This is a genomic window from Streptomyces sp. NPDC102283, from assembly GCF_044766265.1.
GTDB lineage: Bacteria > Actinomycetota > Actinomycetes > Streptomycetales > Streptomycetaceae > Streptomyces.
In genome coordinates this window covers 134610-158601 of the sequence record NZ_JBIWLQ010000016.1, presented here as the reverse complement: position 1 = coordinate 158601, position 23992 = coordinate 134610, and the positions used below count along the sequence as shown (strand labels likewise).

Here is a 23992-nt window from a genome sequence, read left to right as displayed (position 1 = left end):
ATGGACCGCGTGTCCTCGTTCGATGAACCTCTTCTGAAGCTGCTCGGCGGAGCCACCGCGAAGGTGATGGCCGAACACCTCGACCTGCACACGGTCGGTGATCTGCTGCACCACTACCCGCGGCGGTACGAGGAGCGCGGCAAGCTGACCGCGCTGGCCGACCTCCCGCTGGACGAGCACGTCACGGTGCTCGCCCAGGTCGCCGACGCCCGGATCCTGATGTTCAACAACGGCCGGGGCAAACGCCTGGAAGTCACCCTGACCGACGGCAGCGGCCGGCTCCAGCTGGTCTTCTTCGGCCACGGCGTCCACAAGCCGCACAAGGAGCTGCTCCCGGGCCGCCAGGCGATGTTCGCGGGCAAGGTCTCCGTCTTCAACCGCAAGATGCAGCTGGCCCACCCCACGTACCAACTGCTCGACGCCTCCGACGCCGACGAGGCCACCGAGGCCGTGGACGCCTTCGCCGGACGGCTGCTGCCGATCTACCCCGCCTGCAAGCAGCTCGACTCCTGGCGGATCGCCAAGGCCGTCGACGCCGTACTGCCCAGCGCGCGGGACGCGGTGGACCCGCTGCCCGCCTCCCTGCGCGAGGGCCGGGGCTTCACCCCGCTGCCCGAGGCCCTGTTGAAGGTGCACCGCCCGCAGACGAAGGCGGACGTCGAGGACGCCAGGGCCCGGCTCAAGTGGGACGAGGCGTTCGTCCTCCAGGTCGCCCTGGCCCGCCGCCGGTACGCCGACACCCAGCTGCCCGCCGTGGCCCGCCGCCCCACTCCGGACGGCCTGCTGGACGCCTTCGACGCCAAGCTGCCCTTCACCCTCACCGAGGGCCAGGAGAAGGTCAGCAAGGAGATCTTCGACGACCTGGCCACCGAGCACCCGATGCACCGCCTCCTCCAGGGCGAGGTCGGCTCGGGCAAGGCCCAGCCCCTCGACTCGCTGGTTCTGACGCCCGGTGGATTCGAGCCGATGGGAGAGTTGCGGGTCGGTGACGAGGTCGTCGTTCCCACCGGTGAGGTCGCCATCGTCGACGGGGTGTTCCCGCAGGGCGAGCGTGAGGTGTGGCGTCTGCTTCTCTCCGACGGCAGCTCCGTTGAGTGCGACGACGAGCATCTCTGGATCGTCGGCACCAGCTGCGGGTGGCATCGCGGTCAGCCCCCCAAGGTGATGACGACACGGGAGATCCGCCTCGATACCTTCAAGGCCGACGGATCGTCCAAGTGGTACATCCCCGTGGCGACGCCCGTCGATCTGGGGAGCGATTGCGCCCTCCCGCTCGACCCCTACCTGTTCGGCCTGCTGTTGGGCGACGGGTCATTTCGGTACAACCTGCGGCTGTCCACGGTCGACGACGAGATTCGCGCCGCGGTAGGGGCTGCGGTCTCACCGGAGTGCCACCTGGTTCCTGTGACCGGGTCCCTCTGCGACTACACGATCCAACGGGTCAAACGGACCGGAGGCATGCGGAACCCAGTGATCCAGGCACTCCGTGACCTGGGCCTTTGGGGCTTGACCTGCCATGACAAGTTCGTTCCGACCCTCTTCAAGAACACCTCGATCAAGAATCGGCTGGCCCTGCTGCAGGGCTTGTTGGATACGGACGGGACGATCCAGGCGGACGGGCTGAGCGTTTCCCTCTGCTCCGCGTCGCTCAGGCTTGCGGAGGACGTGGCCTGGATCGTGCGCTCGCTGGGAGGCCGCGCGCGGGTGCTGCCGAAGAAGACGGCCTTCAACGTCTCGATCGCCCTGCCTGATGAATTTGCTCCCTTCCGGCTGACCCGCAAGTCGGAGCGAGTGCGGCCGCGGCCCACGTACAACACCTTCCGCCGCGGAATCCGTGGTGTGGAGCATGTGGGCAGGAAGCCTGTTCAGTGCATCAGCGTCGCTCATCCGAGCCACGCCTACGTCACTGACCACTTCACGGTCACGCACAACACGATGGTGGCGCTGCGCGCCATGCTCACCGTTGTCGACGCCGGCGGCCAGGCCGCGATGCTCGCCCCCACCGAGGTCCTCGCCCAGCAGCACCACCGCTCGATCACCGAGATGATGGGCGAGCTGGCCGAGGGCGGCATGCTGGGCGGCTCGGACCGGGGCACCAAGGTCGTCCTGCTCACCGGGTCCATGGGCATGGCGGCCCGCCGTCAGGCCCTGCTCGACCTGGTCACCGGCGAGGCCGGGATCGTCATCGGCACCCACGCCCTCATCGAGGACAAGGTCCAGTTCCACGACCTGGGCCTGGTCGTCGTGGACGAACAGCACCGCTTCGGCGTGGAACAGCGAGACGCGCTGCGCTCGAAGGGCAAACAGCCGCCCCACCTCCTCGTCATGACCGCCACCCCCATCCCCCGCACGGTCGCGATGACGGTCTTCGGAGACCTGGAGACCTCCGTCCTGGACCAGCTCCCGGCCGGACGCTCCCCGATCGCCAGCCATGTCGTCCCCGCCAAGGACAAGCCGCACTTCCTCGCCCGCGCCTGGGAACGCGTCCGCGAGGAGGTCGAGAACGGCCACCAGGCGTACGTGGTCTGCCCCCGCATCGGCGACGACGCGGAGGAGACGGAGGGCAAGGGCGGCAAGAAGGCGAAGACCAAGAAGGCCGCCCCCGAGGAGGACGGCGACAAGCGGCCGCCGCTCGCCGTGCTGGAGATCGCCGACGAACTGCGCAAGGGCGCGCTGGCCGGGCTGAGCGTCGAGGTGCTGCACGGACGGATGCACCCCGACGAGAAGGACGGCGTCATGCGCCGGTTCGCCGCCGGGGACGTCGACGTCCTGGTCGCCACCACCGTCATCGAGGTCGGGGTCAACGTCCCCAACGCCACCGCCATGGTGATCATGGACGCCGACCGCTTCGGCGTCTCGCAGCTCCACCAGCTCCGCGGCCGCGTCGGCCGCGGCTCCGCCCCCGGGCTCTGCCTGCTGGTCAGCGAGGCCCACGAGGCGAGCCCCGCCCGCGCCCGCCTCTCCGCCGTCGCCGCCACCCTCGACGGCTTCGAGCTCTCCCGCATCGACCTGGAGCAGCGCCGCGAGGGCGATGTGCTGGGCCAGGCCCAGTCCGGAGTGCGCTCCTCGCTGCGGATGCTCACCGTCATCGACGACGAGGAGGTGATCGCGGCCGCCCGGGAGGAGGCCGTCGCGGTCGTCGCCGCCGATCCGGAGCTGGAGCACCTGCCGGAGCTGCGCACGGTGCTGGCCGCCCTCCTGGACAAGGACCGTGAGGAGTATCTCGACAAGGGGTGAGGGCGCGGGGGACAAGAGGTGAGGGCGCGGGGGCGTCCTGCCGGTCGGGCCGGTGCGGGCCGCACGCCATATCGTGGACGCACGGCACGCGCACAGCGCGCGTACCGACCACCGACGGCCCCGTACGCCCCCGACCCCGAGGACCCCACACCCATGACCCGCGTGATCGCCGGCTCGGCCGGCGGACGCCGCCTGGCCGTCCCGCCCGGCACCGGCACCCGCCCCACCTCCGACCGTGCGCGCGAGGGCCTCTTCTCGACCTGGGAAGCGCTGCTCGGCACCCTGGAGGGGGTCAGGATCGCCGATCTGTACGCCGGGTCCGGCGCCGTCGGCCTCGAAGCGCTCTCCCGCGGCGCGGTCCACGCCCTGCTCGTCGAGGCCGACCCGAAGGCCGTCCGCACCGTCCGCGACAACGTCCGCACCCTCGGTCTCCCCGGTGCCGAGGTCCGCACCGGCAAAGCCGAGCAGATCGTGACAGGACCGGCGCCCGCAGACCCGTACGACGTCGTCTTCCTGGACCCGCCGTACGCCGTCACCGACGACGATCTTCGCGAGATCCTGCTCACACTCCGTGCTCAGGGGTGGCTCAGCGACGATGTGCTCGTCACCGTGGAACGCAGCACCCGGGGCGGAGAATTCGGCTGGCCCGCCGGATTCGAGCCACTGCGGTCCCGTCGTTACGGCGAGGGAACGCTTTGGTACGGTCGCGCCGCCGCTACGTGCGAAGACGCACGATGACCGGACCGGAGAGCGAGGGAATCACAGTGCGCCGCGCCGTCTGTCCGGGGTCGTTCGACCCCATCACCAACGGACATCTCGACATCATTGGCCGAGCCTCGAAGCTGTACGACGTGGTGCATGTGGCGGTGATGATCAACCAGTCCAAGAAGGGGCTGTTCACCGTCGACGAGCGGATCGAGCTGATCCGCGAGGTCACCGCCGACTTCGGCAACGTCGAGGTGGAGTCCTTCCACGGCCTGCTGGTGGACTTCTGCAAGCAGCGGGAGATCCCGGCGATCGTGAAGGGCCTGAGGGCCGTCAGCGACTTCGACTACGAGCTGCAGATGGCCCAGATGAACAACGGCCTCTCCGGCGTCGAGACGCTCTTCGTGCCGACCAATCCGACGTACAGCTTCCTGTCGTCCTCGCTGGTCAAGGAGGTGGCGACCTGGGGCGGCGACGTCTCCCACCTGCTGCCGCCGACCGTGCACGAGGCGCTCGTGAAGCGGCTGGGCGAACGCTGAGCCACTGACGGACCGTCACCAGGTGTCGGGCGGTGGCCGACTGGCCTTACAGTCGTCCCGTCCGTCTCCAACGGAGCAGCAGCTTCGACAGAGCAGCAGAGAGTGGCGAGCACACGGTGGACGTGCAGAAGAAGCTCGACGAGATCGTCGACGCGGTCGGGAGCGCCCGATCCATGCCCATGTCGGCCTCGTGCGTGGTCAACCGCGCCGAGCTGCTCGCCATGCTCGAAGAGGTGCGCCAGGCCCTGCCCGGTTCCCTCGCCCAGGCGCAGGAGCTGATCGGCGGCCATGAGCAGCTCGCCGTGCAGGCCCGGCAGGAGGCCGAGCGGATCATCGAATCGGCCCACGCCCAGCGTGCCTCGCTGATCTCCGAGACCGAGATCGCCCGCCAGTCGCAGAGCGAGTCCGACCGGATCCTGTCCGAGGCCCGCCGCGAGGCCGAGGAGGTCCGGGCCGAGGCCGACGACTACGTCGACAGCAAGCTCGCCAACTTCGAGGTCGTCCTCACCAAGACCATCGGTTCCGTGGACCGGGGCCGCGAGAAGCTCCTCGGCCGCGGCCAGGGCCTGGACGAGCAGGGCTATCAGGACCCCGACTTCGCCGAGGCCCCCGAGCGCAGCGCCGACCCGGAGACCCTGCGGCAGCGGGCCGACGCCTACGTCGACGCGAAGTTCGGCGCCTTCGAGGCCGTCCTCGCGAAGACCCTGGAGGCGGTCGGCAGGGGACGCCAGAAGCTGCACGGCCGGGTCGCCAGCGACGACCTCGGTGCGCACATGGCCGCCCAGGACGCCGCGGGCGACCAGGGGCACACCAGCGACGCCGACTACCTGGCCGGCCTCGCCGAGCTCGCGCCGGAACCGCGGCAGCAGCCCCAGCAGCCCCATTACCCCGCGCCGCCGCAGGGTGAGCCGAGCTACGCGCAGGCGGCGTACGGCTACCAGGAGCAGCCGCTCCAGCAGGGCGTCCAGGACGCGTACGGCTACCAGCAGCAGCCCGATCCGTACGCGGCGTACCAGCAGCAGGGCGGCTACGACCCGAACGGCTACCCGCCCCAGCCGGGGACCCAGCCCGACTACGGCTGGCCCCAGCAGGCCCAGTCCCAGCAGCCTCAGCCCCAGCAGCCGCAGGCGGCCGACCAGCAGGGGGCGGGCGCCCTGGACGAGACCAGCCTCTTCGACACCAGCATGATCGACCTGGAACAGCTGCGCCGGTACGAGCAGGGCCGCTGATCGCGGGCGGGCCGCCCCGATTGGGTGCTGAGCGGTCCGTCCAGTATCCTGAATCCTCGGTCGCACACAGGTCCGCGATCTCGGCTGCCCGTTTCGTCCACGGAACGGAGACGGTTCGACCCCGGACCGTAGACGGCCCTCCCTTCGCAGCGCGACACCCATGATTCGAAAGCAGGAAAAGCCCTGAACGGCCACCTCGACCACCGCAACCCTCTCGTGTTCGATACGCACGAGCTGGGTCGGCGTCCCGGTGCCCTGAAGCGGCTGACCCGCTCGGTGGAGGCACCCGGTTCACCGATCCTGGGCATCGACGGCGTCATCGGCGTGCCGGAAGGCGCGCCCGTGGAGCTGGACCTCCGCCTCGAATCGGTCATGGAAGGGGTGCTTGTCACAGGCACCGCCCGTGCAACCGCCGAAGGGGAGTGCGTAAGGTGTCTGGAGCCGCTGACCGTAGAGGTCGACGCGGACTTCCAGGAAATGTTCTCGTACCCTGACGCCGATGACCGGGGCCGCAGCAGTGCGGCGGAACCGGCCGACGACGCCGAGGACGACGAGGACAGGTTCTTCCTCGAGGACGGCTTGTTCGACCTCGAGTCAATGCTGCGTGACGCGGTAGTGCTCGCACTGCCCATGCAGCCGGTGTGCAAGGAGACCTGCGCCGGTCTGTGTTCCGAATGCGGAATCAGGCTGGACGAGAATCCGGAGCACCACCACGACGCCCTCGACATTCGTTGGGCGGCACTGCAAGGACTCGCCGAGACCGTTCAGGACGGCGAGAAGGACAACATGGGCGGCGCCGAACCTGGCGTCGACGAGAAGCAGGAGAAGTAGCCGTGGCTGTTCCGAAGCGGAAGATGTCGCGCAGCAACACGCGCCACCGCCGGTCGCAGTGGAAGGCTGCGGTCCCCACCCTGGTTTCGTGCGAGCGTTGCCAGGAGCCCAAGCTCCAGCACATTGCGTGCCCGAGCTGCGGCACCTACAACAAGCGCCAGGTCCTCGAGGTCTGAGCGGCTGGTGAGAGGCCCGATGTCTGAGTTGTCCAGCGCCAAGAAGCAGGCAGACAACGTCAACACAGCCTCGTCCCACACGCTTCTGGAAGGGCGGCTCGGGTATCACCTCGAGTCCGCCCTTCTGGTGCGTGCGCTGACCCACCGTTCGTACGCGTACGAGAACGGCGGTCTGCCCACCAACGAGCGGCTCGAATTCCTCGGGGATTCGGTGCTCGGCCTGGTGGTCACGGACACGCTGTACCGCACCCACCCCGACCTGCCCGAAGGCCAGCTGGCCAAGTTGCGGGCCGCGGTGGTCAACTCGCGTGCACTTGCGGAAGTGGGCCGCGGCCTCGAACTCGGCTCCTTCATCCGGCTCGGCCGCGGTGAAGAGGGCACGGGTGGCCGGGACAAGGCTTCCATCCTCGCCGACACACTGGAAGCAGTGATCGGCGCGGTCTATCTCGACCAGGGCCTCAGCGCGGCCTCGGAGCTGGTCCACCGGCTCTTCGACCCGCTGATCGACAGGTCCTCGAACCTCGGCGCCGGCCTGGACTGGAAGACCAGCCTCCAGGAGCTCACCGCGAGCGAGAGCCTCGGAGTCCCCGAGTACCTCGTCACGGAGACCGGTCCGGATCACGAGAAGACCTTCACTGCTGCCGCTCGCGTCGGTGGTGTCTCGTACGGCACCGGCACCGGCCGTAGCAAGAAGGAAGCGGAGCAGCAGGCGGCCGAGTCCGCCTGGCGTGAGATCAGCGCCGCCGCGGAGGCACGGCAGGCCGCGGAGAAGTCCGCGGCCGACGGAGGGGCCGCCGACACCCCTGCCGATCCGTCGCCGAACACGGACGCCGCTCCGGCCTGAAGCGAAACGGGAACCCCCCGGTGCCACGCGCACCGGGGGGTTTTCCCTGTCCCCGGGAGCGATTCCTCCGGAAGAACCGCTCCCGCACTTCCGTCGTCGTGTCTGGAGTAGTGCATCGTGCCTGAGCTGCCCGAGGTCGAAGTCGTCCGCCGGGGCCTTGAACGCTGGGTCAGCGGCCGCACCGTCAGCGAGGTCGAGGTCCTGCACCCGCGTTCGGTCCGCCGGCACCTCGCGGGCGGCGTCGACTTCGCCGCCCGGCTGCGTGGTGTCCGCTTCGGGGCGGCGATGCGCCGCGGCAAGTACCTCTGGGTGCCGATCGACGAGGCCTCCGCCTCGCTGCTGGGACACCTCGGCATGAGCGGACAACTGCTGGTGCGGCCGGCGGACGCCCCCGACGAGAAGCACCTGCGCATCCGGATGCGGTTCGACGACGCGCTCGGCACCGAGCTGCGCTTCGTCGACCAGCGCACCTTCGGCGGGCTCTCGCTCCACGACAACACCCCCGACGGCCTGCCGGACACCATCGCGCACATCGCCCGGGACCCCCTCGACCCGCTCTTCGACGACGCCGCGTTCCACACCGCGCTGCGGCTGCGCCGTACGACGGTCAAGCGCGCCCTGCTCGACCAGTCGCTGATCAGCGGCGTCGGCAACATCTACGCGGACGAGGCGCTCTGGCGCGCCAAGCTGCATTACGACCGGCCGACCGCGACCCTGACCCGCCCCAGGTCCGCCGAGCTGCTCGGCCACGCCCGCGACGTCATGAACGCGGCGCTCGCCCAGGGCGGCACCAGCTTCGACAGCCTGTACGTCAACGTGAACGGCGAGTCCGGCTACTTCGACCGGTCGCTCGACGCGTACGGCCGGGAGGGCGAGCCCTGCCACCGATGCGGCACCCCGATGCGCCGCCGCGCGTGGATGAACCGCTCCAGCTACTACTGCCCGCGCTGTCAGCGCCCGCCGCGCGCCTCGTCGTAACGCGTACGGGCGGCCAGCACGTCGTCCATCCGCCCCTCCACGAACCGGATCAGCCCGAGGAGCTTCTCGGTGACCTCGCGGCCCAACGGCGTGAGCTCGTAGTCCACCCGGGGCGGGTTGACCGGCTGGGCCTCCCGCAGGACGAGCCCGTCCCGCTCCAGCGCGTGCAGCGTCTGGGCGAGCATCTTCTCGCTGACCCCGTCGACCCGGCGGCGCAGCTCGTTGAACCGGAGGCTCCCCTCGTACAGGGCGCCGAGCGTCAGGCTGCCCCAGCGCCCGGTGGCGTGCTCCAGCGTGGACCGCGAGGGGCACTGCCGGGAGAAGACGTCGAACGCGACGCGGTCCGTATCACTGGCCATGGCGGAAGCTTACTCCCGCACAGCGCTCACCCCGAGGGAGCGCTGTGCGGGAGCAAGAGGACCGTACAGGTGGGTCAGAAGCCGAAGTTCTGGACCCACCAGGGGCCGCCGGAGCCCTCGTGGACGCCGATGCCGATGGTCTTGTAGTCGCAGTTGAGAATGTTCGCCCGGTGGCCTTCGCTGTTCATCCAGCCCTCCATCACGGCCTGGGCGTCGGCCTGGCCGCGGGCGATGTTCTCCGCGCCGAGCCCCTGCACGCCGGCCTGCGCGGCCCGGTCCCAAGGAGTGTCGCCGTCCGGGTCCGTGTGGTCGAAGAAGCCGCGGGCCGCCATGTCCTCGCTGAAGTTCTGGGCGAGCGAGGTGAGCGGGGCGCTGGTGCTCAGCGGGGAGCAGCCGACCTTCGCGCGCTCCTGGTTCACCAGCGCCAGCACCTCGCTGCGTGCGGAGGCGTCGGTGGGGGAGGGGCTCGGCTTCTTGCTGGGCGGCGGGGCGGCGGAGGTCTTCGGCGGGGCAGGGGCCTTGCTCGCCGGGGCGCTCTTCTCCGGGGCCTTCGGGGCGGCGGGCGCCTTGGCCCTCTCGGACGGGGTGGCCGCCGGCTTCTTCGACGTGGCGGGTGCGGCCGACTTCGACGGCGTCTTCGAGGGCGAGGCCGAGGGCGTCCTGGACGGTGTCTTCGACGGAGCCTTGCTCGCCGCCTCGGGGCGCTCGGAGCCCCGGCCGGTCGGGGAGGCGGACCGGTCGGCCGGCGAGGTGGAGCTGCCGCCCTGCGTCAGCAGGTCCGGAGCGCCGCCGCTGCGCACCTGATCGGCGGCGGTCGTGTTGCCGGAGGTGTAGGTGTCGCCGCCGGGAAGCAGACCCGAGGCGACGGCGACCGCGCCGACGGCGACGGCGGCCGAGACGCCGAGCAGCCCGGTGCGGATCGGCACGGCGGACTTCTTCCGGCGCGTGCCCCGGCCTCGGGAAGCGGTTCCGGCCGCGGGTTCTTCAGCGGCGGGGCCTGCGGCGGATCGTCGGTGGCGTCCCATGCGCTGTGCCTTCCTGGTGCTCCGGACGCCCTGGCGACGTCGCTCGACAACCCGTTGATCGAATTCGGTGGCACGCGGAGTGAATACCGCCGCTTGATCGACTTTTCGGTCGACAACCTGACACCCATCCGATACTCACCCGATCGAGTGAGGCTGTTCCGACGGGACTGTAGCCCATGGCCGAAAGGGGGCGACGTGCTTCACGGGCAATGGGCCGGTTAGCGTTCGGGCATGAACGAAGAAGCGCGCCTCGTGGTCTGGGTACGCGGCCGAGTACAGCAAGTAGGCTTCCGTTGGTTCACCAGGGCAAATGCTCTGGAGATCGGCGGTCTCATCGGCTTCGCCCTCAATCTCGACGACGGCAGGGTGCAGATCGTGGCCGAAGGGCCGCGTGAGAATTGCCACCGCCTGCTCGACTGGCTGCGGTCCGACGACACACCCGGGCGCGTGGACGGCGTCACTGAGATCTGGGACACCCCGCGCGGTGGATACGACGGATTCGCCATCCGCTGATCGGGTCCCGCGCGGACCGTCCGATCCGCTCGGTGAACGCTCCGGACCGAACGGTCACCGGAACGCCCGCTCGGGCTCCGCACCCGAAATGACCTGCGGCGGGACCCGGTGGCGGCCGATGGTTGCCAGATACGGGATGTCGTGCAAGGCTGCGGCATCGACGAAGATCCGCGCACCCCCCGGGGTCCCGCAGGAGAGCCGCGCCGCATGATCGTCCGGCAGCGCGCCCCCGGGACGCCCGGGTACACAGGGTGTGATCGTGTTGACCGTCAAACTTTTTGGTGAGACGCTGAAAACCCCGCGCACCTTAGCTGTTCGGTAGAGCTGATTAGCAGCAGAACCGCAGTGGTGACAGAGCCCTGCCGAGCACCGCGGGTGCGATTCCCAGACGACCCACACCGCATCGGTCGGTCACTCATTGTGGAGGACCATCCATCATGGCAAAGGCGCTTCTCGGTTACGTCGGCGGTTCCGACCCGCGACTCCTCGCCGAGATGCGACGGCTCCAGCAGCGCGTCCAGGACCTGGAATCCGAGCTCAACCGGATCCAGGACGAGAACGACGCGCTCAACGCCGCCGCCCAGCACCAGGAGTCGCTGCTCGACAGCATCGACATCGACGTACCCCAGGGCGAGCCTGCGCTGACCTGACCACCCCGGCCCCCTCGGGCCGGTCGGGCCGGGCACGCTCAGCAGCCTCGGAACATCTCTGATCCGTCCTGCGTCACGGATCGCCGTCCCCGAACACCGGGGTCCCCGCATCGCCGGGGACGTCGCTGTCCGGTCGTTCTGCGATGCACCGCGCAGGCGCACAGCTGGATTCACCTATACACCAGCAAGATTCACAGGGACGCTTCGGCGTCCCTTTTTCTTTGCCCGACCCCCGCCCCGGGCGTACCGGCCTTCGCCTACCGTCTGATGTGCCCTGCACCTTCATCAGCGAAACCGAGAGTGAAAGGTAGAGTCCGGCGGCGTGCACCTCAAGTCCCTGACCCTGCGTGGTTTCAAATCGTTCGCGTCCGCCACCACCCTGCGGTTCGAACCGGGGATCACCTGTGTCGTCGGTCCCAATGGATCCGGCAAATCCAATGTGGTGGACGCGCTCTCCTGGGTCATGGGGGAACAGGGCGCCAAATCCCTGCGCGGCGGCAAGATGGAAGACGTGATCTTCGCCGGTACGACCGGGCGGCCACCGCTGGGCCGCGCCGAAGTGTCGCTGACCATCGACAATTCCGACGGCGCATTGCCCATCGAGTACGCCGAAGTGACGATCACTCGGATCATGTTCCGCAATGGCGGCAGCGAATACCAGATCAATGGTGACACCTGCCGGCTGCTCGACATCCAGGAACTCCTCTCCGACTCCGGCATCGGCCGCGAGATGCACGTCATCGTCGGGCAGGGCCAGTTGGACTCCGTGCTGCACGCCGACCCGATGGGCCGCCGGGCCTTCATCGAGGAGGCCGCCGGTGTCCTGAAGCACCGCAAGCGGAAAGAGAAGGCGCTGCGGAAGCTGGACGCGATGGGCGCCAACCTGGCCCGGGTCCAGGACCTCACCGACGAGCTGCGCCGCCAGCTCAAGCCGCTCGGCCGGCAGGCCGCCGTCGCCCGCCGGGCCGCCGTCATCCAGGCCGACCTGCGCGACGCCCGGCTCAGGCTCCTCGCGGACGACCTGGTGACCCTGCGGGACGCGCTGCGCGACGAGATCGCCGACGAGGCGGAGCTGAAGAAGCGCAAGGACACGGCCGAGGCCGAGCTGAGGACGGCGCTCGCCCGCGAGGCCGAGCTGGAGGGCGAGGTGGGCCGCCTCGCGCCCCGGCTCCAGCGCGCCCAGCAGACCTGGTACGAGCTGTCGCAGCTGGCCGAGCGGGTCCGCGGCACCATCTCGCTGGCCGACGCCCGGGTCCGCAGCGCCTCCGGGGCGCCCGCCGAGGAGAGCCGGGGCCGCGACCCCGAGGACCTGGAACGCGAGGCCGCCCGGATCCGCGAGCAGGAGGCGGAGCTGACGGCGGCCCTGGAGGCGGCCGAACACGCGCTGGAGGACACGGTCGCCCACCGCGCCGACCTGGAACGCGAGCTGGCCGTCGAGGAGCGCCGGCTCAAGGACGCGGCCCGCGCCATCGCGGACCGGCGCGAAGGACTCGCCCGGCTGAACGGCCAGGTCAACGCGGCCCGCGGCCGGGCCGCTTCGGCACAGGCCGAGATCGACCGGCTGGCCGCCTCGCGCGACGAGGCGCAGGAGCGCGCGGCGAGCGCCCAGGAGGAGTACGAGCAGCTCAAGGCCGAGGTCGAGGGGCTGGACGGTGCCGACGAGGAGCTGACCGCCCGTCACGAGGAGGCCAAGCGGGCCCTCGCCGGGACCAGGGCGGGCCACAGCACGGCGCGCGACGAGGCGACCGCCGCCGAGCGCAGGCGGGCGGCGGTCGCGGCCCGGCACGAGGCGCTGTCCCTGGGGCTGCGTCGCAAGGACGGTACAGGCGCGTTGCTCGGGGCCCGGGACCGGCCGGCCGGACTTCTCGGCCCGGCCGCCGAGCTGCTGACCATCGAGCCCGGTTACGAGATCGCGGTCGCCGCCGCTCTCGGCCCGGCGGCGGACGCCGTGGCCGTCACGGACCCGGCCACGGCCGCCGACGCGATCCGGCTGCTGCGCGAACGGGACGCGGGGCGCGCGGCGATGCTGCTGGGCGCGGAAGGCGCGGAAGGCGCGGAAGGCGTGAAAAGCACGGAAAGCGCGGAAAGCTTGGAAGGTGCGGTCCTCGCGGACAGCGCTGCCGTCGCGCCCCGTCACGTACCGGAGCAGGTGTCCGTACGGGAGGAGGCGGCGGAGGCGGCGGAACAGCCCGCGCCCGCCGTGCTGCCCGCGCAGGGTGGCACGGAACCCGGGTCGGCGGCGCGAAGCGGCACGGACGCCGCGGCACACCCGGCGGGCCGAGCCGGGACGACCACCGTCGTCGCCGCGCCCGCCGTGGCCGACCTGGTGCGGGGGCCCGCCGCGCTGCTCGGGGCCGTGCGCGGCCTCGTACAGGACATGGTGGTCGTCGGGACGCTGGAGGACGCCGAGGAACTGCTGGCGGCGCGCCCCGGGATCACCGCGGTGACCGCTGAAGGCGACGTGCTCTCCGCCCACTTCGCACATGGCGGGTCGGCCGGGGCGCCCAGCCTCCTGGAGGTGCAGGCCTCCGTCGACGAGGCCGCCGCCGAGCTGGCCGACCTCGCCGTGCGGTGCGAGGAGCTCGCCGAGGCGCAGCGTCTGGCGGGGGAGCGGCGCACGCAGCAGACCACGCTCGTCGAGGAGCTGGGGGAGCGCCGCCGGGCGGCCGAGCGGGAGAAGTCCGGCTTCGCCCAGCAGCTCGGGCGGCTCGCCGGCCAGGCTCGGGGCGCGGCCGGTGAGGCCGAGCGCATGACGGCGTCCGCCGCTCGCGCCCAGGAGGCCCTGGAGCGGGCGACGGAAGAGGCCGAGGAGCTGGCCGAACGGTTGCTGGTCGCCGAGGAGACCCCGGCGGAGGAGGAGCCCGACACGTCCCGGCGGGACCGGCTCGCCGCCGACGGGGCCAACGCCCGCCAGACCGAGATGGAGGCCCGGCTCCAGGCCCGTACCCACGAGGAGCGGGTCAAGGGGCTGGCCGGCCGCGCCGATTCGCTGGACCGGGCCGCCCGCGCGGAGCGGGAGGCGCGCACCCGTGCCGAACAGCGCCGGGCCCGGCTGCGGTACGAGGCCGAGGTCGCTTCCGCCGTGGCCTCGGGGACCCGTCAGCTGCTGGCGCACGTCGAGGTGTCCCTCGTGCGGGCCGACCAGGAGCGGACGGCGGCCGAGGCGGCGAAGGGCGAGCGGGAGCGTGAGCTGGCCGTCGAGCGCGACCGGGGCCGGGGGCTGAAGGGCGAGCTGGACAAGCTCACCGACTCGGTCCACCGGGGCGAGGTGCTGGGCGCGGAGAAGCGGCTGCGGATCGAACAGCTGGAGACGAAGGCCCTGGAGGAGCTGGGCGTGGAGCCCGCGGGGCTGATCTCCGAGTACGGACCGGACCAGCTCGTGCCGCCGTCGCCGGGCGCCGAGGGCGAGGAACTGCCGGAGGACCCGGAGCACCCCCGTAACCTGCCGAAGGCGTACCTGCGGGCCGAGCAGGAGAAGCGGCTGCGGTCGGCCGAACGGGCGTACCAGCAACTCGGGAAGGTGAATCCGCTCGCCCTGGAGGAGTTCTCGGCGCTGGAGGAACGGCACAAGTTCCTCTCCGAGCAGCTTGAAGACCTGAAGAAGACCCGGGCCGATCTGCTCCAGGTGATCAAGGAGGTCGACGAGCGGGTCGAGCAGGTCTTCACGGAGGCCTACCGGGACACCGCCCGCGAGTTCGAGGGGGTCTTCTCACGGCTCTTCCCCGGCGGCGAGGGGCGGCTCGTCCTGACCGACCCGGACAACATGCTCGCCACCGGGGTGGACGTCGAGGCGCGTCCGCCGGGCAAGAAGGTGAAGCGGCTCTCCCTGCTGTCGGGCGGCGAGCGGTCCCTGACGGCGGTGGCGCTGCTGGTCGCGATCTTCAAGGCCCGGCCCAGCCCGTTCTATGTGATGGACGAGGTCGAGGCCGCGCTCGACGACACCAACCTGCAGCGGCTGATCCGGATCATGGCGGAGCTCCAGGAGAGCTCCCAGCTGATCGTGATCACCCACCAGAAGCGGACGATGGAGGTCGCCGACGCGCTGTACGGCGTGTCCATGCAGGGCGACGGGGTCTCGAAGGTCATCAGCCAGCGGCTGCGCTGACTTTTTACCGGATCATCAGAACTTCAACGCACGTTTTGTGCACTCCTGGGTATACGGGGATCGACGCACTGTTTGACTTCGCTTCTTGAACGCATAACCTCTGCAAAGTTGACTTCGCCTTCAAGTGGTGGCGGGCCGAATGTTGTGCCCCACTGGGAAGGCTCACCCCCCACGTCTGACTTGCGGCCAGGCATCAGGAGTTCACGTGACCAGCACTGCGAACGGACCCGAGTCCGGGGCCCGGGCGGCCCATCCGGACCACCTCGGCCATGTAATCTTCATCACCGCGGCCGCGGCGATGGGCGGCTTCCTCTTCGGCTACGACAGCTCCGTGATCAACGGGGCCGTCGAGGCGATCCGCGACCGGTACGACATCGGTTCCGGCACGCTCGCCCAGGTCATCGCCATCGCGCTGATCGGCTGTGCGATCGGCGCCGCCACCGCCGGCCGGATCGCGGACCGGATCGGCCGCATCCGCTGCATGCAGATCGCCTCGGTGCTCTTCACGGCCAGCGCGATCGGCTCCGCGCTGCCGTTCGCGCTCTGGGACCTGGCGATGTGGCGCATCATCGGCGGCTTCGCCATCGGCATGGCCTCCGTGATCGGCCCGGCCTACATCGCCGAGGTCTCCCCGCCCGCCTACCGCGGCCGGCTCGGCTCCTTCCAGCAGGCCGCGATCGTCATCGGCATCGCCATCTCCCAACTGGTCAACTACGCGGTCCTCCAGATCGCCGACGGCGACCAGCGCGGCAAGATCCTCGGCCTGGAGGCCTGGCAGTGGATGCTCGGCGTGATGGTCGTCCCGGCCATCCTGTACGGGCTGCTCTCCTTCGCCATCCCCGAGTCCCCGCGCTTCCTCATCTCGGTCGGCAAGAAGGCCGAAGCACGCAAGATCCTCGAAGAGGTCGAGGGCAGGAACATCGACCTCGACGCCCGGGTGGCCGAGATCGAGACCGCCATGCACCGCGAGCACAAGTCCTCCTTCAAGGACCTGCTCGGCAACCGCTTCTTCTTCCTGCCCATCGTCTGGGTCGGCATCGGCCTGTCGATGTTCCAGCAGCTCGTCGGCATCAACGTCGCGTTCTACTACTCGGCGACGTTGTGGCAGTCCGTCGGCATCGACCCGACCGACTCGTTCTTCTACTCGTTCACCACATCGATCATCAACATCATCGGCACGGTGATCGCGATGGTGCTGGTGGACCGGGTGGGCCGCAGGCCGCTCGCCCTCGTCGGCTCGGTCGGCATGGCCGTCGCGCTCGCCGTCGAGGCGTGGGCGTTCTCCGCGGACCTGGTCGACGGCAAGCTGCCGACCACGCAGGGCACGGTCGCGCTGATCGCCGCCCACGTCTTCGTGCTCTTCTTCGCCCTGTCGTGGGGTGTCGTCGTCTGGGTCTTCCTGGGCGAGATGTTCCCGAACCGCCTGCGCGCGGCCGCCCTCGGCGTCGCCGTGTTCGCGCAGTGGATCGCCAACTGGGCGATCACCGCCAGCTTCCCGAGCCTCTCGGAATGGAACCTCTCGGGGACGTACATCATCTACGCCTGCTTCGCCGTGCTCTCGATCCCCTTCGTGCTCAAGTTCGTGAAGGAGACCAAGGGCAAGGCGTTGGAGGAGATGGGCTAAATCCCCCGCTGCCCCTCTCTTCGAACCGCGCGGCCCCGACTCACCGAGCCGGGGCCGTCGGCTTTCCGGCGAGTGTCAGGCGGTCGCCTCGCAGAAGAGCCGCAGGCTGCGCCATCCCTCCTCCACCGGCATCCCGCCGCACAGCGGGTGCAGCACCAGGCTCTCCGCCTCCAGGGCCTTCAGTCCGTCCGGCGTGACGATCCGGTAGACGCCCTCCTCGCGCAGCTCCGCCACCGTCACCGCCGCCGAGCGCACCGCCGAGCGGATGTCCTCGGACTGCCAGGAGGCGTACGTCCGCGCCTCGTGCAGCAGGTGCTCGCCGTACAGCGCCCACGTCCGGTCCGGGTCCTCGGAGACGTGCAGCAGCGGTGTGCGCTCCGCGGGCATCATGCAGAAGCCCTCCGTCCCGTGGGCCGCGCGCCGCTCGTGGTAGTACGCCTCCAGCTCCGGCAGATGCGCGCTCGGGAACAGCGGCAGCCCCAGCCGGGCCGCCCGCCGCGCCGCCGCCCGCGAGCTGCCGCCCACCAGCAGCATCGGGTGCGGGCGCGTGTACGGGCGCGGGGTGACCCGTACCGTACGGCCCCGGTACGGGAACGGCTCCCCGGTCCACGCCGCCAGCAGCGTCTCCAGCAGCTCGTCCTGGAGCCTGCCGCGCCGCCCCCACTCGACCCCGGCCCGCTCGTACTCCTCGGGGCGGTAGCCGATCCCCGCGACAGTCACCAGCCGGCCCGCGCTCAGCAGGTCCAGCACCGCGATGTCCTCCGCGAGGCGCAGCGGATCGTGCAGCGGGCCGATGATCGCCGAGACGGTCACCGCGATCCGGCGGGTGGCGCCGAAGACCGCCCCGGCGAAGGTGAACGGAGAGGGCAGCCAGGAGTTCGCCACCCCGTGGTGCTCCTCGGTCTGCACCGTGTCGACGCCGTGCTCGTCCGCGTACGCCGCCATCTCCAGGGCGGCGCGGTAGCGGGCCGAGAGCGATGCGGGGTCGGCTTCGGGGTCGACGAGATTGAACCGGACCACTGTGAAGGTCATCGGAGGCGTCCCTTCGCCGAGGCGGCAGGCATGCGGGCAGGCGGGCATCCGGCAGGCGGGCGCACCGTAGCTGACGTAGCGTCAGAAGTGTAGGGGTCGGTGTTCGAATTACCGCCAAAAGGTGCAAATGGCCCCGATGGATCGCCGGAGGGTCAGCAGGGGCCGCGCCCGCGGCGCGGCCGTGGCCGATACTGGACGGGTTATGGAACTCGTCGAAATCGTCATCCTCGCTGTAGTCATCGCCCTGGTCGCTGTCGGCCTGGTCGGCGGGCTCGTGGTCGGCAGCCGCAAGAAGAAGCTGCCGCCCCCGCCGCCGAGCACGCCGACCATCACACCTCCCGCCGAACCTCAGGTCGGCGAGGAGGCCGAGACGCCGCGCGACGAAGCGCGGCGCACCATCGACGAAGTCGGCCTCCCGGACGCCACCGCGCCCGCGGAGGAGGCCCCGGTCGCCGAGGCCCCCGCGCCGCCCGCGCTGGAGATTCCCGAGCCCACCGCCGGCCGGCTCGTCCGACTGCGGGCCCGGCTCGCCCGCTCGCAGAACTCGCTGGGCAAGGGGCTCCTCACCCTGCTCTCCCGCGACAACCTCGACGAGGACACCTGGGAGGAGATCGAGGACACCCTCCTCACCGCCGACGTCGGCGTCGCCCCCACCCAGGAACTGGTCGAGCGGCTCCGCGAGCGCGTCCGGGTGCTCGGCACCCGCACCCCTCAGGACCTGCGCACCCTGCTCCGCGAAGAGCTGATCACGCTGCTCGGCCCGGACTTCGACCGCGAGGTCAAGACCGAGGGCGGCGCCGAGACCCCCGGCGTCGTCATGGTCGTCGGCGTCAACGGCACCGGCAAGACCACCACCACCGGCAAGCTGGCCCGGGTGCTCGTCGCCGACGGCCGCAGCGTGGTGCTCGGCGCGGCCGACACCTTCCGCGCCGCCGCCGCCGACCAGCTCCAGACCTGGGGCGAACGGGTCGGCGCGCGCACGGTGCGCGGGCCCGAGGGCGGCGACCCGGCGTCGATCGCCTACGACGCGGTCAAGGAAGGCATCGCCGAGGGCGCGGACGTCGTCCTCATCGACACCGCGGGCCGACTGCACACCAAGACCGGCCTCATGGACGAGCTGGGCAAGGTCAAGCGCGTCGTGGAGAAGCACGGCCCGCTGGACGAGATCCTGCTCGTCCTCGACGCCACCACCGGACAGAACGGCCTCGTCCAGGCCCGGGTGTTCGCGGAGGTCGTGGACATCACCGGCATCGTCCTCACCAAGCTCGACGGCACCGCCAAGGGCGGCATCGTCATCGCGGTCCAGCGCGAGCTGGGCGTACCGGTGAAGCTGATCGGCCTCGGCGAGGGGGCGGACGACCTCGCCCCGTTCGAGCCGGGCGCCTTCGTGGACGCCCTGATCGGCGACTGACCCACCGCGCATCCGGTACGGCGGACGGGCGGCGGCTCCTGCGAGGGGCCTGCCTCCCGTCCGCCGTTTCCGTGCCCGCCGCGAGCGTTACGAGCGATTGCAGACGTACGCCAGTGTCCCCAGCAGCAGCCGTGCCTGCGGGGGAGCGGCCGCCGTGTCCAGCAGCGGGGGCCGCAGCCAGCGGACCGGGCCGAGACCGCCGAGGTCGGAGGGCGGGGCGGTGATGTGGGTTCCGGGGCCGAGGGCGCGCAGATCGAGGCCCGCGTCGTCCCAGCCCATCCGGTAGAGCAGCTCGGGCAGCTCGGCGGCGGCCCCGGGGGCGACGAAGAACTGCGCCCGCCCGGTCGGCGTGACGGCGACGGGCCCCGACGGCAGCCCCATCCGCTCCATCCGCACCAGGGCGCGCCGCCCGGCCTGCTCCGCGACCTCCAGGACGTCGAACGCGCGGCCCACGGGCAGCAGCATCGCCGCTCCCGGCGTCTCGGCCCAGGCGTCCGACGCGTGGTCCAGGCCGGTGCCCGCCGGGACCTCCCGGGCGAAGTCCAGCGGGTGGGCCCCCGGGGCCGGGCAGGTCGGCTCACCGCACGAGCAGGAGTCGGCCACGGCCCGCGCTCCGGGCGTCACCGCCCAGCCCCACAGCCCTGTGTACTCGGCCACCGTCGTGCCCTCGGTGCCGCGGTGGCGTCGCCGCGCACCGGTTCGCATCTCCCGGATGCCGCCGATCGTGAAGCCCATGCCCCCTCCAACAGGTCCGGCTCGCCGGTGGTTACGACCTGCGTCGCCCGGGTAACCCTCCGTCGCTGAAACTCGATCGAGTGGCGTGCGCGGTGGTGCGAAAGGGAGTGCGCCACGGAGTGCGCGCCCCTGAGTGCTTCCATCCGCTCGCCCTCGGTCCTGGTTGCCCAAGTCAAGCGCGCCCAGCGGTAGTCGGGTTCATTCGAAGGGGTGGCGAATGGTGGCGTTTCCTCAATCCCCCTCGCAGGAGGGGTGATCGTAGGATTACCGTCGGTACGCGAACCCTGGGAGTATGTGCACCCACGGGTATGCCGCGGGCAACCCGATTTCCTGTTCGATGATGTCGGTGGTGTAGATGACGTCGGTGGGTTCTCAACTCCCGTACGGACAGCACCGGTGCACGGCATTCTGACAAATGGTTCGCGCGATGAGGTTTCGGCGGGATGGGGGCGTTCCAGTGAGTGGCAGCGGCGCAGGCGACACGGATGCCGGGAAGCGGCCCAACGAACAGTTGGGGTCGTGGTTCGTGCGCAGTGGCTGGTCCAAGGGCGAGCTGGCACGTCAGGTGAACCGGCGGGCCCGGCAGATGGGCGCCCTCCACATCAGCACCGACACCTCCCGGGTCCGGCGCTGGCTCGACGGGGAGCAGCCGCGCGAACCGATCCCGCGCATCCTCTCCGAGCTGTTCTCGGAGCGCTTCGGCACCGTCGTCGCCATCGAGCAGCTCGGGCTGCGCACCGCCCACCAGTCACCCTCGGTGGCCGGAGTCGACCTGCCCTGGGCCGGACCCCAGACCGTCGCCCTGCTCAGCGAGTTCTCCCGCAGTGACCTGATGCTCGCCCGGCGCGGCTTCCTCGGCAGCTCGCTGGCGCTGGCCGCGGGGCCCGCCCTCATCGAGCCGATGCAGCGCTGGCTGGTGCCCGTCCCCGCCCGGAGCCCCGGCGAACCGGAGTCCCCGGCCGCCGCCCACCGCCCCTCCCGGCTCTCCCGGCCCGAGCTGGACCTGCTGGAGTCGACCACCGCGATGTTCCGGCAGTGGGACGCCCAGTGCGGAGGCGGACTGCGCCGCAAGGCCGTCGTCGGGCAACTGCACGAGGTCACCGACCTGCTCCAGGAGCCCCAGCCGGGGCCCACCGCCCAGCGCCTCTTCCGCTGCGCCGCCGAACTGGCCGAGCTGGCGGGCTGGATGAGTTACGACGTCGGCCTCCAGCCCACCGCCCAGAAGTACTTCGTGCTCGCCCTGCACGCCGCCAAGGAAGCCGGGGACAAGCCGCTCGGCAGCTACATCCTGTCCAGCATGAGCCGCCAGATGATCCACCTGGGCCGCCCCGACGACGCCCTGGAGCTGATCCACCTCGCGCAGTACGGCAGCCGCGACTGCGCCACCTCCCGTACGCAGGCGATGCTGTATGCGATGGAGGCCCGCGCCTACGCCAACATGGGCCAGCCCAGCAAGTGCAAGCGGGCCGTCCGGATGGCCGAGGACACCTTCCTGGACGCCGGTCTCGACGGCGAACCCGAGCCCGACTGGATCCGCTTCTTCTCCGAGGCCGAGCTGAACGGGGAGAACGCCCACTCCTACCGTGACCTGGCCTATGTCGCCGGTCGCAGCCCCACGTACGCCTCGCTCGCCCAGCCCGTCATGGACAGGGCCGTGGAGCTGTTCGGCGAGGACGACGAGCACCAGCGCTCCTACGCCCTCAACCTCATCGGCATGGCCACCGTCCATCTCCTCCAGCGCGAGCCCGAGCAGTCCACCGTGCTCGCCACCCGTGCCCTGAAGATCGCCAAGAAGGTCCGCTCCGAGCGGGTGAACACCCGCCTGCGCAAGACCGTCGACACCGCTGCCAGGGACTTCGGCGACGTCGCCGACGTCGCCCGGCTCACCGAGCTCCTCCACGAGCAGCTGCCGGAGACCGCCGAAGCGGTCTGACCGGCCCCCGGCCCCGGCGCCCCCCTCCGTACAGTCCGACTCGGCTCCCCCCCATCGCCCGGTCACACGGAGGACCGCCGTGGCCGGTTTCGTGTTTACCGGCCCCTGGGCGTTTCAACCGCACCGTATGCCGCTTGCGCCGCATGGTGGTCAGGGCACCGGACGCGCCACCCCGGATTCATGTCGCCGTAACACGCGATCCCTCTTCGTCACGCTCGCGAAACATCGTGCGGCATCCCCGGAAACGGCGCTCGGCCAACCTCGTGGCTCATAACCGGCCCGCACCCGACCCATCAGCCGGCCCGCACCTTCCCAGTGGTCCCGCAGCATTCCCCCGCACGCCGCGGCCGCACCGACGACGAGGAGACGCCGATGCCCCCAGGCATCACGACGCTTGCCGCAGACGCCCCCGAGCTGTCTGCCGCCAACACCGGGTTCATGCTCATCTGCTCGGCCCTGGTGATGCTCATGACCCCCGGCCTGGCCTTCTTCTACGGAGGCATGGTCCGCGTCAAGAGCACCCTCAACATGCTGATGATGAGCTTCATCAGCCTCGGGATCGTCACGGTCCTGTGGGTGCTCTACGGATTCAGCCTCGCCTTCGGCACCGACGTCGGCTCGGTCATCGGCTGGAGCTCCGGCTACGTCGGCCTCAGCGACATCGGCGTCACCGAACTCTGGGACGGCTACACCATCCCGGTCTACGTCTTCGCCGTCTTCCAGCTGATGTTCGCCGTCCTCACCCCGGCCCTGATCAGCGGCGCCCTCGCCGACCGGGTGAAGTTCACGGCCTGGGCGGTGTTCATCGTCCTGTGGGTCACCGTCGTCTACTTCCCCGTCGCCCACTGGGTCTGGGGCGCCGGCGGCTGGCTCTTCGAGATGGGCGTCATCGACTTCGCCGGCGGTACGGCCGTCCACATCAACGCCGGTGCCGCCGCCCTCGGCGTCATCCTGGTCATCGGCAAGCGCGTCGGCTTCAAGAAGGACCCGATGCGGCCGCACAGCCTGCCGCTCGTCATGCTCGGCGCGGCCCTCCTGTGGTTCGGCTGGTTCGGCTTCAACGCCGGATCCTGGCTCGGCAACGACGACGGCGTCGGCGCGGTCATGTTCCTGAACACCCAGGTCGCCACCGCCGCGGCCGTTCTCGGCTGGCTCGTCTACGAGAAGCTGCGCCACGGCTCCTTCACCACCCTGGGCGCCGCCTCCGGCGCCGTCGCCGGACTCGTCGCCATCACCCCGGCGGGCGGCTCCGTCAGCCCGCTCGGCGCGATCGCCGTCGGCGCGATCGCCGGTGTCCTGTGCGCCATGGCGGTCGGCCTGAAGTACAGGTTCGGCTACGACGACTCCCTGGACGTCGTCGGCGTCCACCTCGTCGGCGGCATCATCGGCTCCATCCTGGTCGGCTTCTTCGCCACCGGCGGCGTCCAGTCCGATGCCAAGGGTCTCTTCTACGGCGGCGGCCTCGAACAGCTCGGCAAGCAGGCCATCGGCGTCGTCGCCGTCCTCGCGTACTCTCTGGTCGTCTCCGCCCTCATCGCCCTCCTGCTCGATCGGACGATGGGGATGCGGGTCTCCGAGGACGACGAGATCTCCGGCATCGACCAGGTCGAGCACGCCGAGACGGCGTACGACTTCAGTGGCGCCGGCGGCGGCACGGTCTCCCGCACCACCGCCCCCGCGACGGACCCGACGGCAGCACCGAAGGCAAAGAAGGTGGACGCATGAAGCTCATCACCGCGGTCGTGAAGCCCCACCGGCTGGACGAGATCAAGGAGGCCCTCCAGGCCTTCGGCGTCCAGGGGCTGACCGTCACGGAAGCCAGCGGCTACGGGCGGCAGCGCGGCCACACCGAGGTCTACCGGGGCGCCGAGTACACCGTCGACCTGGTCCCCAAGATCCGCATCGAGGTCCTCGTCGAGGACGAGGACTCCGAACAGCTCATCGAGGTCGTCGTCAAGGCCGCCCGTACCGGCAAGATCGGTGACGGGAAGGTCTGGAGCGTTCCGGTCGAGACCGCCGTCCGCGTCCGGACCGGCGAACGCGGCCCGGACGCCCTCTGACCGACG

The 23992-nt window shown here is 70.7% G+C and carries 20 protein-coding genes; 16 read left to right on the top strand and 4 right to left on the bottom strand.

Features of this window, described 5'->3' with window-relative positions; translation table 11 throughout:
• The 8 genes from ACIRJT_RS28330 (at position 1) to mutM (ending at position 8539) form a co-directional block, all read left to right on the top strand.
• Positions 1-3237, top strand: coding sequence for a helicase-related protein (locus tag ACIRJT_RS28330; protein ID WP_403914391.1), 3237 nt, complete (start codon positions 1-3; stop codon positions 3235-3237).
• A 153-nt stretch (positions 3238-3390) separates the two neighbouring features.
• Positions 3391-3975 carry a 16S rRNA (guanine(966)-N(2))-methyltransferase RsmD gene (gene rsmD / locus ACIRJT_RS28325; RefSeq protein WP_403914388.1) on the top strand — a complete coding sequence of 195 codons (585 nt, stop codon included), beginning with the start codon at positions 3391-3393 and terminating at the stop codon, positions 3973-3975.
• Positions 3976-4001: 26 nt separating this feature from the next.
• Positions 4002-4481 carry a pantetheine-phosphate adenylyltransferase gene (gene coaD / locus ACIRJT_RS28320; protein ID WP_007448181.1) on the top strand — a complete coding sequence of 160 codons (480 nt, stop codon included), beginning with the start codon at positions 4002-4004 and terminating at the stop codon, positions 4479-4481.
• 116 nt (positions 4482-4597) lie between these two features.
• Positions 4598-5710, top strand: coding sequence for an ATP synthase F0 subunit B (locus tag ACIRJT_RS28315; protein WP_403914385.1), 1113 nt, complete (start codon positions 4598-4600; stop codon positions 5708-5710).
• A 216-nt stretch (positions 5711-5926) separates the two neighbouring features.
• A complete protein-coding gene (locus ACIRJT_RS28310; RefSeq protein ID WP_403914382.1) occupies positions 5927-6541 on the top strand; it encodes a YceD family protein in 615 nt (204 codons plus the stop codon).
• 2 nt (positions 6542-6543) lie between these two features.
• Positions 6544-6717, top strand: coding sequence for a 50S ribosomal protein L32 (gene rpmF, locus ACIRJT_RS28305; protein ID WP_003965982.1), 174 nt, complete (start codon positions 6544-6546; stop codon positions 6715-6717).
• A 19-nt stretch (positions 6718-6736) separates the two neighbouring features.
• Positions 6737-7561: a ribonuclease III gene (gene rnc, locus ACIRJT_RS28300; protein WP_003965979.1), complete on the top strand. Its 825-nt coding sequence runs from the start codon at positions 6737-6739 to the stop codon at positions 7559-7561.
• A 117-nt stretch (positions 7562-7678) separates the two neighbouring features.
• Positions 7679-8539, top strand: coding sequence for a bifunctional DNA-formamidopyrimidine glycosylase/DNA-(apurinic or apyrimidinic site) lyase (gene mutM, locus ACIRJT_RS28295; RefSeq protein WP_403914378.1), 861 nt, complete (start codon positions 7679-7681; stop codon positions 8537-8539).
• Here mutM and ACIRJT_RS28290 read toward each other — a convergent pair.
• Together ACIRJT_RS28290 and ACIRJT_RS28285 are read right to left on the bottom strand one after the other, a co-directional pair.
• On the bottom strand, positions 8512-8898 hold the full coding sequence (locus tag ACIRJT_RS28290) for a winged helix-turn-helix transcriptional regulator (protein WP_403914375.1): 387 nt from the start codon (positions 8896-8898) through the stop codon (positions 8512-8514). The two genes, mutM and ACIRJT_RS28290, sit on opposite strands and share 28 nt — an antisense overlap.
• Before the next feature lie 74 nt (positions 8899-8972).
• Positions 8973-9923 carry a CAP domain-containing protein gene (locus ACIRJT_RS28285; protein ID WP_403914373.1) on the bottom strand — a complete coding sequence of 317 codons (951 nt, stop codon included), beginning with the start codon at positions 9921-9923 and terminating at the stop codon, positions 8973-8975.
• Between the two features lie 231 nt (positions 9924-10154).
• On the opposite strand from ACIRJT_RS28285, the gene ACIRJT_RS28280 reads away from it, so the two are divergent.
• The 4 genes from ACIRJT_RS28280 to ACIRJT_RS28265 all read left to right on the top strand — a co-directional run bounded on the left by ACIRJT_RS28280 (position 10155) and on the right by ACIRJT_RS28265 (position 16815).
• Entirely contained in the window at positions 10155-10436 is a 282-nt protein-coding gene (locus ACIRJT_RS28280) for an acylphosphatase (RefSeq protein WP_026291025.1), read from the top strand.
• A 437-nt stretch (positions 10437-10873) separates the two neighbouring features.
• Positions 10874-11086 (top strand): hypothetical protein, encoded by a 213-nt coding sequence (locus ACIRJT_RS28275; RefSeq protein WP_003965973.1) that lies wholly within the window; start codon positions 10874-10876, stop codon positions 11084-11086.
• Positions 11087-11408: 322 nt separating this feature from the next.
• Positions 11409-15191, top strand: coding sequence for an AAA family ATPase (locus ACIRJT_RS28270; protein ID WP_403914370.1), 3783 nt, complete (start codon positions 11409-11411; stop codon positions 15189-15191).
• 205 nt (positions 15192-15396) lie between these two features.
• The gene (locus ACIRJT_RS28265) at positions 15397-16815 is read left to right on the top strand and encodes a sugar porter family MFS transporter (protein ID WP_403914368.1); all 1419 of its coding nucleotides are present in this window, start codon (positions 15397-15399) and stop codon (positions 16813-16815) included.
• A gap of 75 nt (positions 16816-16890) precedes the next feature.
• Here ACIRJT_RS28265 and ACIRJT_RS28260 read toward each other — a convergent pair whose 3' ends face one another.
• Positions 16891-17847, bottom strand: a complete 957-nt coding sequence (locus ACIRJT_RS28260; protein ID WP_403914365.1) for an LLM class flavin-dependent oxidoreductase — start codon at positions 17845-17847, stop codon at positions 16891-16893.
• Positions 17848-18049: 202 nt separating this feature from the next.
• Between ACIRJT_RS28260 and ftsY the strand changes: the two genes are divergently transcribed.
• The gene (gene ftsY, locus ACIRJT_RS28255) at positions 18050-19258 is read left to right on the top strand and encodes a signal recognition particle-docking protein FtsY (RefSeq protein WP_403914362.1); all 1209 of its coding nucleotides are present in this window, start codon (positions 18050-18052) and stop codon (positions 19256-19258) included.
• An 87-nt stretch (positions 19259-19345) separates the two neighbouring features.
• Here the strand turns inward: ftsY and ACIRJT_RS28250 are convergent, their stop codons facing one another.
• Positions 19346-19993, bottom strand: a complete 648-nt coding sequence (locus ACIRJT_RS28250; protein ID WP_403914359.1) for a bifunctional DNA primase/polymerase — start codon at positions 19991-19993, stop codon at positions 19346-19348.
• Between the two features lie 457 nt (positions 19994-20450).
• Between ACIRJT_RS28250 and ACIRJT_RS28245 the strand changes: the two genes are divergently transcribed.
• From ACIRJT_RS28245 to ACIRJT_RS28235, 3 genes are all read left to right on the top strand, one after another.
• Positions 20451-21926, top strand: coding sequence for a hypothetical protein (locus tag ACIRJT_RS28245; RefSeq protein WP_403914357.1), 1476 nt, complete (start codon positions 20451-20453; stop codon positions 21924-21926).
• A gap of 372 nt (positions 21927-22298) precedes the next feature.
• Entirely contained in the window at positions 22299-23651 is a 1353-nt protein-coding gene (locus ACIRJT_RS28240; protein WP_403914354.1) for an ammonium transporter, read from the top strand.
• Complete coding sequence (locus ACIRJT_RS28235; protein WP_007452846.1) at positions 23648-23986, top strand: P-II family nitrogen regulator; 339 nt, start codon at positions 23648-23650, stop codon at positions 23984-23986. The genes ACIRJT_RS28240 and ACIRJT_RS28235 overlap by 4 nt, the downstream gene beginning before the upstream one ends.
• The last annotated feature ends 6 nt before the right edge of the window (positions 23987-23992 follow it).

Bases quoted from the DNA above. Each gene is read 5' to 3' on its own strand.
- ACIRJT_RS28260 (WP_403914365.1), bottom strand. From the start codon at position 17,847: ATGACCTTCACAGTGGTCCGGTTCAATCTCGTCGACCCCGAAGCCGAC.
- ACIRJT_RS28275 (WP_003965973.1), top strand. From the start codon at position 10,874: ATGGCAAAGGCGCTTCTCGGTTACGTCGGCGGTTCCGACCCGCGACTC.
- ACIRJT_RS28330 (WP_403914391.1), top strand. From the start codon at position 1: ATGGACCGCGTGTCCTCGTTCGATGAACCTCTTCTGAAGCTGCTCGGC.
- ACIRJT_RS28235 (WP_007452846.1), top strand. From the start codon at position 23,648: ATGAAGCTCATCACCGCGGTCGTGAAGCCCCACCGGCTGGACGAGATC.
- ACIRJT_RS28290 (WP_403914375.1), bottom strand. From the start codon at position 8,898: ATGGCCAGTGATACGGACCGCGTCGCGTTCGACGTCTTCTCCCGGCAG.
- rsmD (WP_403914388.1), top strand. From the start codon at position 3,391: ATGACCCGCGTGATCGCCGGCTCGGCCGGCGGACGCCGCCTGGCCGTC.
- ACIRJT_RS28250 (WP_403914359.1), bottom strand. From the start codon at position 19,993: ATGGGCTTCACGATCGGCGGCATCCGGGAGATGCGAACCGGTGCGCGG.
- ACIRJT_RS28280 (WP_026291025.1), top strand. From the start codon at position 10,155: ATGAACGAAGAAGCGCGCCTCGTGGTCTGGGTACGCGGCCGAGTACAG.
- rnc (WP_003965979.1), top strand. From the start codon at position 6,737: ATGTCTGAGTTGTCCAGCGCCAAGAAGCAGGCAGACAACGTCAACACA.
- ftsY (WP_403914362.1), top strand. From the start codon at position 18,050: ATGGAACTCGTCGAAATCGTCATCCTCGCTGTAGTCATCGCCCTGGTC.
- ACIRJT_RS28285 (WP_403914373.1), bottom strand. From the start codon at position 9,923: ATGGGACGCCACCGACGATCCGCCGCAGGCCCCGCCGCTGAAGAACCC.
- ACIRJT_RS28240 (WP_403914354.1), top strand. From the start codon at position 22,299: ATGCCCCCAGGCATCACGACGCTTGCCGCAGACGCCCCCGAGCTGTCT.